Below are 12,080 nucleotides of genomic sequence, written 5' to 3' on the forward strand. Positions count from 1 at the left end.
GTGTCGCCTCTGGCCGTCTCCACCTGGGGTTTGCGACCACACCCGCCACCTCTTCCCACCCTCACCGGCGCAAGTGTCGCCTCTGGCCGTCTCCACCTGGGGTTTGCGACCACACCCGCCACCTCCACCCACCCTCACCGGCCGAAGGTGTCACCCGCGGCCGAATCCGCAAGGCATTTCGACCACACGCGTCACCTCCACCAACCCCGCGCCGGCGAAGCGTCACCTCTGGCCGTCCCCACATGGGGTTTGCGACCACACGCGTCACCTTCACCCACCGCCGCGGCGGCGAAAGTGTCACGCGCGGCTGCGTCGCCAACCCCCAACCCCTACACCGGCGGCGCGAGCTCCTTCTCGAAGCACTGCGAGAACGCGAACGTCTTGTACGGCTCGAAGATCGGGATCCGGCGATAGCCGATGCGCTCGTACAGCACCACGGCGTCGTGCTGGCGGTCGCCGGTCTGCAGGATCAGCCGGCCCGCGCCGCGATCCTGCGCGATCCGCTCGAGCTCCCCCATGAGTGCGCGGCTCGCGCCCGTGCCACGTGCGCGCGGCTTCACGAACACGCGCTTCACCTCGAGGTCGCGCGTGCCGTCGTGGGCGAGATCGCGCAGCGCGGCGTGACCCACCGCGTCGCCGGCGGCGTCCACGGCGAGCACGGTCGCGACGATCGTGTCGGGGTCGACCGCGAACGTGCGCTGGGCCTCCTCGGCCGCCGCGGGGGCGGCATCCGTGAGTCGGTCCGCGTACCGGGGCGAGACTTCTACGTCCATCTCCGCGCGCAGCGCTTCGGCGCGCGGGTCGTCCCACGGAACCGTCTCGAGGGTCCACGAGCGCTCGGGGGGCGTCTCCGCCGCGGGCTCGGGTGCGAGGTCGTAGCCGAACGTGTACAGCTCGATCCAGCGGCCGGGCTGCACCTCCCACGCGCCCTCGCGCTCCGGCAGCCTCTGGAACCCGAGCTTCGCGTACAGCGCATGGGCGCCGGTCATCTCGGGGCCGCTGTTCATCACCACGCGATGCGAGCCGCGCTCGCGCGCGAGGGCGATGACGTGACGGGTGAGTGCCTCTCCGACGCCCCGGCCCCGGGCGGCAGGGGCCACCGCGAGCTGCCGGAAGTCCGTCTCGCCGGGCAGGGCCACCTCGGCGAGCGGGCGATTCGGACGCGCCACCCACACCGTCCCGAGGATCTCACCGCCCGGTTCGACGGCGACCCAGACATCTCCCCCGCGCACGCGGCTCGCCACGTCGCGCAGCGACGCGACGTACTCGGGCGACAGCGAGTCGTAGCTCGCCAGGTACGCGTCGGCGGTCACCTCTCCCGCCCTCTCGTACTCCTCGGTGCGAACGAGCCGGATGGTCCAGTCGGCAGGAACGGATGCTGCCTCCCGCGCCTCCGCGGAGGGCGCGGGCTCCCATGCCTGGGCGAGGAGCTCATACGAGCGCACCCGGTCCGCGGGGTCGTGAGTGACCGTGGTGACGAGGAGCTCGTCGGCCCCGGTCACGCGCTGCAGCGTCTCGAGCCGCTCGACCACCGTCTCCGCCGAGCCGACGAACTGTGTGTCGAGGCGGTCGCGCACGACGGCGAGCTCGGCCTCCGACAGCGGATCGGCTGCGGCCTCGTCGGGCGAAGGGAAGGGGACGGCGCCCTGTCCGGCGCGGATGCTGTGCACCCATCGACCGTAACCCGCGGCGAGGCGGCGGGCCGCGGCATCCGTCTCCGCGACGACGGCGTCGACCGACACGATGACGTGGGGCTCGGCGATGCGGCCGGGGCGGAATGCGGCGCGATACTCGGCGATCGCCTCGAGCACGAAGCCGGGCGCGACGTGGTAGTTCGCGCCGAAGGGCAGCCCGAGCTCGCCGGCGAGGCGAGCGCTCGGGCCGGCGGTGGAGCCGTGGATCCAGACGGTGACGTCGGCGCCCTCGGCGGGCGTGACGTGGATCGGCACACCTTCGGGCGGAGTGAACGTGCCGTCGAAGAACGACAGGATGTCCGCGACATCCTCGGCGAAACGCTCGCCGTCGGCGTCGGTGCGGCCCAGCAGCCGCGCCTGCACCACGAAGCGCTCGGAGTCGAACCCGGCGAACGGGCGGGACGCGGGAAGAAGCAGGCCGTCGACCACGCGATCGTGCCCGGCCGCGGGCAGGGCGGTGGCAGCGGCGCTGCGTGATCCTGAGCGGCCGATGCCGAGGTCGAAGCGGCCGGGGTGCAGCTGCGCCACGACGCCGGCGGCCTCGGCGACCTGCGCCGGGGAGTAGTTGCCGATGATCGTGGCGGCGGTGCCGATACGGATGCTGCGCGTCGCCGCCGCGACGGAAGCCAGCAGCACGTGCGGCGCCGCGCCGGCGATGCCGGGGTTGAAATGATGCTCGGTGACCCAGTAGCGCCGGTAGCCGAGGCGCTCGGCCGCCTGCGCCAGTTCGATGCTGGCACGCAGGCCGCCGGCGGCCGTCTGACCCGTGCCGAACGGCGAGAGGTCGAGGACCGAGAGCGGAACGCGGGACATGGGGCTCCTCGATCGGCGGCGCGGAGTCGGTGGTGCGGGGGTGCGGGGGCGCGCGCCGGTACGAGGACGCTAGGCCGGTGGGCGCCGGATCGCCGAACCGAGGCCTTCGGCGAGCGACATGGATCGTGACGGTCTGACACGCGACGTCACACGGCGGAATCGGCCGACGCACAGCAGCCCGGTGCGCCGGCCGAGACCTACGTTGGCTCGCATGTCCGACATCCCGTTCGCCGTCGCCCTCGAGCTGGACGCCCACGGCGCCCACCCCGCGGCATCCTCCGCCTCTGCCGGGCTGTCGCCCCGCCTTCTCGCCTCCCGGGTCGCGGCCGCCGAGCGCTTCGGCTTCACCGCCGTGACGTTCGAGGACTCGCCCCTGCCGGCCGGCGATGCGGTCGCGCGGCTCGATGGCGTGCAGCGCGCCGCGTTCGTCGCTCCGCTCACGTCGGCCATCGGGCTCGTGCCGGTCGCGCACGTCGCCTTCAGCGAGCCGTTCCATGTGGCGACGCAACTCGCCAGCCTCGACTGGGCCTCGAACGGTCGCGCGGGCTGGATCGCCGAGGGCTCGGGAACCGCGCGTGAAGCCGCCGCGTACGGGCGCGAGGCCCTGACCGACGCCGAGCTCGCCCGCGAGCGCCACGACGTCATCGAGGTCGCGCGGCGCCTGTGGGATTCGTGGGAGGACGACGCCGTCATCCGGGACGCCGCAACCGGCCGCTATCTCGACGCCGACAAGCTCCACTACGTCGACTTCGAGGGCGACAGCTTCTCGGTCAAGGGCCCGCTCATCACACCGCGGCCTCCGCAGGGGCAGCCGGTCGTGGTGGCGCCCGCGGGGACCAGGGGTGCCGACGTCGCGCTGGTCACGGCTGCCGATCCGGCGGAGATCTCGGATGCGGCATCCCGAGCGCGTGCCTCCGGCGCGGCGCTCGTCTGGGCGGAGGTCGAGGTCGTGCTCGACGCGCGGGGCGTTCCCGCGGCTCGACGCCTCGGCGCCCTCGGCGGCTGGACCGACGTCGGGCGCTTGCGCCACGTGGGGGGCGCGGACGGTCTGGTCGCGCTGATCGCCGGGCTCGCGGCATCCGTCGACGGCGTCCGTCTGCACGTCGCAGAGCTCGATGTCGATGTCGAAGAGGCGGGGCGCGTCGTCCTGCCGGCCCTGCGGGAGCGCATCGGCTTCCGTTCGCCGCGGGCGGGCGAGACGCTCCGCGACGCGCTCGGCCTCGAACGCCCCGCCAGCCGCTATGCCACCACCGCCGTGAAGGAGTTCGCATGACCGCGTCCCGCCGCATCCAGTTCGGAGTCTTCTTCCAGGGCGTGAACTTCGGCACGATCTGGTCGAGCGACCGCAGCGGCTCGCAGTACGACTTCGAGTCGTTCCGCCGCATCGCCCAGACCGCCGAGCGGGGGCTGTTCTCCGCCTTCTTCCTCGGCGAGGGACTGCGCCTGCGCGAGCACTTCGGCCGCATCCACGACCTCGACATCGCCGGTCGTCCCGACGCGCAGACGCAGCTCGCCGCGTTGGCAGCCGTCACCGAGCGCATCGGCCTCGTCGCCACGCAGAACACGACGTACAACGACCCGTACGACCTCGCCAAGCGCCTCAACTCCCTCGACCTCCTGAGCGAAGGTCGCGCCGGGTGGAACATCGTCACGACCGACAACGCCTGGACCGGTGCCAACTTCCGCCGCGGCGGATATCTGGAGCACGCCAACCGCTACCGCCGCGCGGCGCAGTTCGTCGCCGCCGCACAGCGGCTGTGGGATGCCGGAGCCGACGGCGTCGGCACGCCGGTGTCGGTCGCCGATCAGCTGGTCTCGTTCGAGGGACCCGCGCCGCTACCGCCGAGCGCGCAGGGTCGGCCGGTGCTGTTCCAGGCCGGCGACTCCGACGAGGGCCGGGAGTTCGCGGCTTCGAGCGCAGACGTCATCTTCTCGGGTCACCCGGGCCTGGAGGACGCAGCGGCGTTCGCGGCTGACGTGCGCCGGCGGCTGCCGCGCCACGGGCGGGGCGAGGAGGACCTGAAGTTCTTCCCGGGCGCGCAGTTCATCCTTGCGGCGAGCGACGCCGAGGCCCGGGACAAGGCCGAGTGGGTCACGCGCGCGCAGGTGTCGCCGCAGACCGCGATCCGCTTCCTCGAGCCGATCTGGGGACGCGACCTCACCGAGTTCGACGCCGACGGCCCCCTCCCTGACATCGACCCCGTGGTGGACGAGGTGGACGGGCAGCGCGGGTCGCTGTTCCAGGGTCGCCGCGCCCTCGAGACGGCACGCGAGTGGCGCGCGAGTGCGGCCGCCGAGGGGCTCTCGATCCGGGAGTTCGTCATCAAGCGGTCATCGCTGCGCACGTTCGTGGGCGGGTACTCCACGATCGCCGACCGCATCGGCCAGTACGTCGATTCGGGAGCGGTCGACGGGTTCAACGTCTCGCCCTACCTCGTGCCGGAGGGCCTCGACGACATCGTCGACGGGCTCATTCCCGAGCTGCAGGAGCGCGGGATCTACCCGACGGAGTACGTGGGCACGACGCTGCGCGAGAATCTCGGGCTGCCCGAGGTGGGCGCAGCCGCCGAGCTGGCCGCCTGAACCTCGGGGGGATCAGGAGATCTGGCGGCAACAGGACGCTTCGGCCCGGATCGTCCTGTGTGCGTCAGATCTCCTGATCTGCGGTCAGCGCAGGGGGCGCCATCCTGTGGGCGTCGCCCGCCGACGAAAGCCTGCCACCGAGTGCGCGGCGATTCCTAGGCGGTCCGGAGGATGCGTTCCGTCACGCGCGCCGAGAAGTGCAGGGCGTCGACAGGGATCCGTTCGTCGGCGGCGTGGAACTGCGCGAACACGTCGAAGTCGCGGGGCACGCGCAGCGGCACGAATCCGTAGCCGTGGATGCCGAGCTTTGCGAAGTGCTTGTTGTCTGTGCTGGCCGGCAGCAGGTACGGCACGACGACGCCGTCGGGATCTTCGGCCGAGATCGCGTCCTGCAGCACGTCGATGATCGGCGCGTCGACCGGCGCCTCCGTCGCCGACCACCAGCGGCCTTCGCGGATGTCGATGTCGTCGCCGACGAGCTCGCGGAGTCCATCGCGCAGCGCGTCGTCCTGTCCGGGAAGGATGCGGATGTCGAGCCGTGCGGCGGCCTCGGCGGGGATGATGTTCGTCTTGTCGCCCGCGTTCAGCACGGTCGGTGTCGCGGTGTTGCGCGTGGTCGCCCCCACGAGGGTCGACACGAACCCCAGGCTGTCGAGGTCGTCGGCCAGGGAGTCGTCCGAGAACGCGAGACCACGGGCCTCGCCGAACACGTCGAGGAAGCGCTGCAGCGCCGGCGTGCGCACCACCGGGAACCGGTGCTCGCCGACAGCCGCCACGGCCCGCGCCAGGCGCACGACGGCGTTGTCGGCGGTGGGTCGGGAGCCGTGCGCGGCACGCCCGCGGGCCCGCAGCGTCGACCATGCGACGCCCTTCTCGCTCGTGGCCACCAGGTACGCGCGGCGCCCGTCGGCGGGGTCGGCGTGCAGCGGCACCGAGAACCCGCCCACCTCGCTCAGCGCCTCGGTGACGCCGTCGAACAGCTCGGGACGGTTCTCGACCAGCCACCCGGCCCCCCACACACCGCCGCTCTCCTCGTCGGCGAGGAAGGCGAATACCAGGTCGCGACGCGGCACGATCCCTTCCCGCGCGAAGTGCCGCGCCACGGCGACGACGGTTCCGGCGTAGTTCTTCATGTCGACGGCGCCCCGGCCGTACAGGTAGCCGTCCTCGATGTCGGCCCGGAACGGCGGGTGAGTCCAGTCGTTCTCCTCGACCGGCACCACATCGAGGTGCGCGTGCACCAGCAGGGCGCCGGCATCCCGATCGCTTCCGGGGATGCGAGCGACGAGCGATCCGCGTCCCGGACGCGATTCGACCAGCTCCGACGCGATGCCCACCTCCGCGAGGCGGTCCTGTACCCAGAGGGCGGCGCGCGTCTCGCCGTCGCCAATGGTCTGCGCCACCCCCGTGTTCACCGTTTCGATGCGGATGAGGTCACGGACGAACTGCAGCGCCTCGTCCTCCAGCTGGCTGGGCACAGAAGCCTCCTCGGTCGTGGGTCGGACGGGATTCACCACCCGTCAGGAGTTGAAGCGCGCGAGGAACTCGCGCGTGCGGTCTTCGCGGGGTGCGCCGAACACCTCGGCCGGCGGGCCCTGCTCGAGGATCCGTCCGTCGTCGAGGAAGACCACGCGGTCGGCGACGTCACGCGCGAACGCCATCTCGTGCGTCGCCATCACGATGGTCATGCCGTCGTCCGCGAGGTCGCGCACGAGGTCGAGGACCTCGCCCACGAGCTCGGGGTCGAGTGCCGACGTGACCTCGTCGAGCAAGAGGAGCTCGGGCGACGTCGCGACCGCCCGTGCGATCGCGACGCGCTGCTGCTGTCCGCCGGAGAGACGGTCGGGGTGGTCGTCCGCCTTGGCGGCGAGGCCGACGCGATCGAGGAGCACCGTGGCAGCGGCATCCGCTTCGCTCCTCTTCATGCGGTGCACGTGCCGGAGCGCCAGGGTGATGTTCTGGCGCGCGGTCAAATGGGGGAAGAGGTTGTACTGCTGGAAGACGACGCCGATGCGCGAGCGCACGTCGTCGACGTCCACACGGGGATCGCTGATGTCGACCTCGCCCAGCCAGATGCGCCCGTCGTCGATGGGCTCGAGCAGGTTCACCGTGCGCAGCAGGGTCGACTTGCCCGATCCGCTCGCGCCGATGAGCGCCACCACCTCGCCCGCCGCGACCTCGAGATCGATGCCGCGCAGCACGCCATGGTCCCCGAAGGACTTCCACACCCCCTGAACGTGGAGGACGGTGCTCATACGATGCCCCCGACCTGCTCCCGGGCGCGCACCCGTGCCGTGTACCAGTCGGTCACACGGATCGTCGGGATCGCGAGGAGCACGAACAGCACCGCCGCGACGACGTAGGGCGTGAAGTTGAAGTAGGCCGCCGTCTCGATCTGGGCGGCGCGCACCGCATCGACCGCGCCCAGCAGCGAGATCAGCCCGACGTCCTTCTGCATCGCGACGAAGTCGTTCATCAGCGCCGGCGTCACCTTGCGGAACGCCTGCGGCACCACCACGAGCCGCATCGTCTGGCCATGGCTCAGGCCCAGCGACCGCGCCGCGTGCCGCTGCGAGGGGTGAACGGCCTCGATGCCCGCGCGGAAGACCTCCGAGACGTACGCCGAGTAGGTGAGCGTGATGGCGATGGTGCCCCAGAACTCGGTCGGCATCCGCACGGGAATCAGCTGCAGGCCCGGGATGCCGAAACCGACGAGGTACAGCACGATGATCAGCGGGATGCCGCGGAAGACGTCGGTGTACGCCGCGGCGAGCGCCCGCAGCGGCAGCCACACGGGCCCCCGCAGCGTCCTCACCGTCGCGAGCAGCAGCCCGAAGAGGAACACCAGCACCGCTGACATGGCGAGCACGCGCAGGTTCAGGAGAAAGCCGTCCCACACGCGCGGCAGCGACGCGAACGCGATCTCGAGGTTGAAGAACTGCTGCTGTACGCGCGCCCAGCCGGGCGTGTTGATGATCAGCAGCCACGCGAGCACCGCGAGGACGAGCGTCGAGACGATGCTGATGGCGACGGATGCCGCACCCTGGCGCTTGCGGAACGCGCGCCGCTCGAGCTCGACGGCACTCACCTTGCGGCCCGGTGCGGGAGTCATGCCGCCAGGCTAACGACGCGCCGGCTCACTTCAGAACGGGCGCCTCGCCCTCACCACCGAGCCACTCGGCGGCGAGCTCGTCGAGGGTGCCGTCCTTGCGGAGGGCGTCGACAGCCTCGGTGACCTGGGAGGTGAGCGGCGAGTCCTTGGCGAGCACGAAGCCGAGCTGGTCCCCGGTCTCGCCCTCCGGGGTGGGGAGCTGACCGACGAGCACGCCGTCGGTGAGCTCGGCACCAGAGATGTAGAACGCCGTCGGGAGGTCGACGACGATCGCGTCGACCTGGCCGTTCTCGAGCGCGAGCTTGGCGTCGTCGTTCGTGTTGAAGGCCTGCGCCCCCTGAGTCGGCTGGATGACCGACTCGATCGTCGTGTAGCTCGTCGTGCCGGTCTGCGCGCCGATCAGCAGGTCCTTGAGATCGGCGATCGACGTGGCGTCGGCAGCCGGAGAGCTGCCGGTCGTCACGACGACCTGCGTGGTCTCGTAGTAGGGCGAGCTGAAGTCGACGGACTTCTTGCGCTCGTCGGTGATGGAGAACTGCTGCAGGTTCACGTCGAAGTCCTTGGGCCCGGGGGCGATCGCCTCTTCGAATCCCGTCCGCACCCACACGACGTCGTCGGCGGCGAAGCCGAGCTCCTCGGCGACCGCGTAGGCGACCGCGGCTTCGAAGCCCTCGCCCGACTCGGGGTCGTCGTCGATGACCCACGGGTAGTAGGCGGGCTCGCCCGTCGCGATGGTGATCTTTCCGGGAGTGACCCAGCCCTCACCGGAATCCGATGCTGAGCCGGTCGCGGCGGGAGTCCCGGCCGAGGCGCAGCCCGCGAGGGCGAGCGCCGCGACGGCCAGACCGGCGGCGGCGAGAGAGAGCGGGCGAGCGCGGCGCGACATGGTGCCTCCAGAAGTCGGGTGGCCGGGTCCGCGTGCTGTCGCGGTCCCCGTGGGTCCATCATGGCGAGGCGCCCGACGGCATGGCGCAACGGGTCGGATTGTTACACCCGCGATCGCTCCGCTCGCCCGGGTCAGCCGCGTTGCCGGTGGAGTGCGCGGCCGATCCGGACGGCAGCTTGAACGAGTCGTTCCTGCGCGGTGTCGCCGAAGGCCAGGCGCAGGTGACGGGCAGCATCCGTTCCGGGTCCCGAGGGGAAGAAGGAGCCCCGCTGGTACTCCACGCCCTCGGCGCTCGCATCGGCGGCGAGTCGGTCGGCGTCGATGCTCGCATCGCGCAGCCGGGGCCAGAGGAAGAGCCCGCCGCCGGGCACCTCGACGTCGAACTCGCCCGGCGCCTCCCGCTCGAGCGCTTCGGCGAGCGCGCGTGCACGGGAGGCATAGAGCGCACGTGCCCGGTCCAGCGTCGCGTCGAAGATGCCCGGATCGTGGGTCAGCAGTTCGGCGACGACCCCCTGCACCAGGGTCGAGGAGTGCGAGTCCTGACGGCTTCGCAGCGCCACGACATCGGGGACGAGCCGGTCCGGCAGCACCAGCCAGCCGAGGCGCAGTCCCGGTCCCAGCGTCTTCGTGAACGTGTTGACGTGGATGACACGTTCCGAGTGGTTGAACGGTTCGTCCTCGGGCGCCGGGCCGGAGAACCGCAGCTCGCGGTACGGATTGTCAGCCAGCACGACGAACCCGTAGTGCTCCGCGAGCCGTACGAGCTCTTTTCGCGCCTCGAGGGGCAGGGAGCCCTGGGTCGGGTTGTGGAAGTCCGGGACCGTGTAGAGCGCCGCGGGACGTGCGCCTTCGCGCAGCAGCCTGCCCAGCTCCTCCACATCGATGCCCTCGGCACCGACCCGCACCGGCAGCGTGCGGGCCGCGGAGAGCTCGAGCCCGCGCAGGAAGAGCGGGAAGATCGGATTGTCGACCGCCACGAGATCGCCCCGCTCGACGGTCGTCTGGATCGCGAGCGCCAGACCGTGGAAGCCGCCGTTGGTCACGACGATGCGCGACACCGGTACGCCCTCGCGCGCGGCGATCCACTCGCGAAGAGCCGGGATGCCCTCGGTGCGTGAGTACTGCAGCGCGGGCTGACCCGGCTGGGAGAGCACGCGGGCGGTCGCCTCGGCGAGCTCTCGTGCGGGCAGTACGGACGGATCCGGGATGCCGCCGAGCAGCTCGATCGCGTCGGCCCGGCGCTCCCGGAGGGTCTGGTCGCCGAAGCCCTTCGGGACGGTGAATGCCGACACGAGGGCGGTGCGGCGGTCGAGGGCGGGCAGCGTGTCGAGGGTCATCGGAGGCTCCTGTCTCAGGCGGTCGGGGCGAGTTCGGAAACGGAGAGGCGTGGTTCCGGGCGCGGGATGGACGACAGCAGCGATCGCGTGTAGTCGTCCTGCGGGTCGGAGAAGACGCGTTCGACGGGGCCGCTTTCGACGACCCGCCCCCTGCGCAGCACCGAGACCGTGTCGGCGACCTGCCGCACGAGTGCGAGGTCGTGCGAGACGAAGAGGTAGGTGAGGCCCCGCTCGGCCTGCAGCTTCAACAGCACCTCGAGGATGTCGGCCTGAACGCTCACGTCGAGCGCGCTGGTCGGCTCGTCGAGAACGATGACATCGGGCTCGAGCACCAGCGCCCGCGCGATGGCGACGCGCTGTCGCTGGCCGCCCGACAGCTCCGCGGGTCGTCGGCGCGCGTGCGCGGGCTTCAGTCCCACGGCGGCCAGCGTCGCCGCCACGCGCGCCGCCCGCTCGCGTCGTGCGCCGACCCGGTAGCGCTCGAGCGGCTCGCGCACGATGGCGCCGACGCGCCACGACGGGTCGAGCGACGTGAACGGGTTCTGGTACACCAGTTGCAGGTGGCGACGGATGCCGCGTACCGCCTCCGCGCTGCGACCGACGACCGATTCGCCGTCGACCCGGAGAGTCCCGCCATCGGGATGCTCGAGTCCCAGGAGCGTCCGCAACGCCGTCGTCTTGCCGGACCCCGACTCGCCGACGAGGGCGTGAGTCATGCCCGCGGCCACCGAGAACGAGACGTCGTCGAGAGCCTTCGTCGCGTCCGCGTCGGCGGAGAAGGTCTTCGTCAGCGCGGACACCTCGATGCGCAACGGCGCACCCTCGACCGGCGCCCGATCCGCGCGCAGCGCCGCGTAGCGCGCCGGATTCAGCGCCGGGGCGTCCGCTTGCAGGCGGAGCGTGTAGTCCGAGCCGGGTCGGGCGAAGACGTCGCCGGTGGGGCCGGCATCCTGAACGCGTCCGTCCTTCAGGACCACGATGCGGTCGGTGCGCTCCCCCGCGATCGCGAGATCGTGCGTGATCAGCAGCAGTCCGATGCCGCGTTCGGTCTGCAGCTGGGTCAGCAGATCGAGGATGCGCTTCTGGATCGTGACGTCCAGGGCGCTCGTGGGCTCGTCCGCCACGATGAGCGCCGGTGCCGGGATGAGGGCGAGGCCGATGAGCACACGTTGCAGCATGCCGCCCGACAGCTGATGGGGGTACGAGTCGTAGACGCGCTGCGGGTCGGCGAGCCCGACCTTCTCGAGCGTGTCGAGGATCAACAGCCGCCGGGCCTTCGCGTCGCGCGGCTCGACGAGCGACGCCGCCTCGTGCGCCTGTGCGCCGATTCGGCGAACGGGATTGAGCGCGTTCGCCGGGTCCTGCGGGACGAAGCCGATCCTCTTTCCGCGCAGCGGACGGAACCGCCGCTCGGGCAGTGCGAGGATCTCGGACCCGTCGAACTCCACTGTTCCGCGAGCGCGCGCCCCCTCGGGCAGTAATCGCAGAATGGACCGCGCGATCGTGGACTTGCCCGATCCGGACTCGCCGATCAACGCCAGGCTCTCGCCCCGCGCGAGCCCGAAGCCCACGTCGAAGACGACCGGGGTGGATCCATACGCGACCGACAGGCCGTCGACGTGCAGGAGGTCGTGGGAGGTCATGGATGATCCTTC

At 71.5% G+C, this 12,080-nt stretch carries 9 protein-coding genes; 2 read left to right on the forward strand and 7 right to left on the reverse strand.

What is annotated here, in order from left to right; all coding sequences use genetic code 11:
- Positions 1-329: 329 nt before the first annotated feature.
- Complete coding sequence (locus ACN9MP_RS14705) at positions 330-2,507, reverse strand: LLM class flavin-dependent oxidoreductase (RefSeq protein WP_426321345.1); 2,178 nt, start codon at positions 2,505-2,507, stop codon at positions 330-332.
- A 211-nt stretch (positions 2,508-2,718) separates the two neighbouring features.
- On the opposite strand from ACN9MP_RS14705, the gene ACN9MP_RS14710 reads away from it, so the two are divergent.
- Positions 2,719-3,780 carry an LLM class flavin-dependent oxidoreductase gene (locus ACN9MP_RS14710; RefSeq protein WP_426321346.1) on the forward strand — a complete coding sequence of 354 codons (1,062 nt, stop codon included), beginning with the start codon at positions 2,719-2,721 and terminating at the stop codon, positions 3,778-3,780.
- On the forward strand, positions 3,777-5,090 hold the full coding sequence (locus ACN9MP_RS14715) for an NtaA/DmoA family FMN-dependent monooxygenase (RefSeq protein WP_426321348.1): 1,314 nt from the start codon (positions 3,777-3,779) through the stop codon (positions 5,088-5,090). The genes ACN9MP_RS14710 and ACN9MP_RS14715 overlap by 4 nt, the downstream gene beginning before the upstream one ends.
- Before the next feature lie 155 nt (positions 5,091-5,245).
- Here ACN9MP_RS14715 and ACN9MP_RS14720 read toward each other — a convergent pair whose 3' ends face one another.
- The 6 genes from ACN9MP_RS14720 to ACN9MP_RS14745 form a co-directional block, all read right to left on the reverse strand.
- Complete coding sequence (locus tag ACN9MP_RS14720) at positions 5,246-6,607, reverse strand: M20/M25/M40 family metallo-hydrolase (protein ID WP_426321350.1); 1,362 nt, start codon at positions 6,605-6,607, stop codon at positions 5,246-5,248.
- A gap of 3 nt (positions 6,608-6,610) precedes the next feature.
- Positions 6,611-7,345, reverse strand: coding sequence for an amino acid ABC transporter ATP-binding protein (locus ACN9MP_RS14725; RefSeq protein ID WP_426321352.1), 735 nt, complete (start codon positions 7,343-7,345; stop codon positions 6,611-6,613).
- Complete coding sequence (locus ACN9MP_RS14730; RefSeq protein ID WP_426321354.1) at positions 7,342-8,202, reverse strand: amino acid ABC transporter permease; 861 nt, start codon at positions 8,200-8,202, stop codon at positions 7,342-7,344. Before ACN9MP_RS14730 ends, ACN9MP_RS14725 begins: the two co-directional genes overlap by 4 nt.
- A gap of 25 nt (positions 8,203-8,227) precedes the next feature.
- Positions 8,228-9,088: an ABC transporter substrate-binding protein gene (locus ACN9MP_RS14735; protein WP_426321356.1), complete on the reverse strand. Its 861-nt coding sequence runs from the start codon at positions 9,086-9,088 to the stop codon at positions 8,228-8,230.
- A gap of 131 nt (positions 9,089-9,219) precedes the next feature.
- Positions 9,220-10,425 (reverse strand): PLP-dependent aminotransferase family protein, encoded by a 1,206-nt coding sequence (locus ACN9MP_RS14740; protein WP_426321358.1) that lies wholly within the window; start codon positions 10,423-10,425, stop codon positions 9,220-9,222.
- Positions 10,426-10,439: 14 nt separating this feature from the next.
- Positions 10,440-12,068 carry a dipeptide ABC transporter ATP-binding protein gene (locus ACN9MP_RS14745; protein WP_426321360.1) on the reverse strand — a complete coding sequence of 543 codons (1,629 nt, stop codon included), beginning with the start codon at positions 12,066-12,068 and terminating at the stop codon, positions 10,440-10,442.
- Positions 12,069-12,080: the final 12 nt, after the last annotated feature.

This window comes from Microbacterium sp. E-13 (genome assembly GCF_049912955.1).
Taxonomy (GTDB): Bacteria; Actinomycetota; Actinomycetes; order Actinomycetales; family Microbacteriaceae; genus Microbacterium.

What these genes read in the sequence shown, in the direction of transcription:
- ACN9MP_RS14745 (WP_426321360.1), bottom strand. Translation starts at nt 12,068, where the DNA reads ATGACCTCCCACGACCTCCTGCACGTCGACGGCCTGTCGGTCGCGTAT.
- ACN9MP_RS14715 (WP_426321348.1), top strand. Translation starts at nt 3,777, where the DNA reads ATGACCGCGTCCCGCCGCATCCAGTTCGGAGTCTTCTTCCAGGGCGTG.
- ACN9MP_RS14740 (WP_426321358.1), bottom strand. Translation starts at nt 10,425, where the DNA reads ATGACCCTCGACACGCTGCCCGCCCTCGACCGCCGCACCGCCCTCGTG.
- ACN9MP_RS14705 (WP_426321345.1), bottom strand. Translation starts at nt 2,507, where the DNA reads ATGTCCCGCGTTCCGCTCTCGGTCCTCGACCTCTCGCCGTTCGGCACG.
- ACN9MP_RS14735 (WP_426321356.1), bottom strand. Translation starts at nt 9,088, where the DNA reads ATGTCGCGCCGCGCTCGCCCGCTCTCTCTCGCCGCCGCCGGTCTGGCC.
- ACN9MP_RS14710 (WP_426321346.1), top strand. Translation starts at nt 2,719, where the DNA reads ATGTCCGACATCCCGTTCGCCGTCGCCCTCGAGCTGGACGCCCACGGC.
- ACN9MP_RS14725 (WP_426321352.1), bottom strand. Translation starts at nt 7,345, where the DNA reads ATGAGCACCGTCCTCCACGTTCAGGGGGTGTGGAAGTCCTTCGGGGAC.
- ACN9MP_RS14730 (WP_426321354.1), bottom strand. Translation starts at nt 8,202, where the DNA reads ATGACTCCCGCACCGGGCCGCAAGGTGAGTGCCGTCGAGCTCGAGCGG.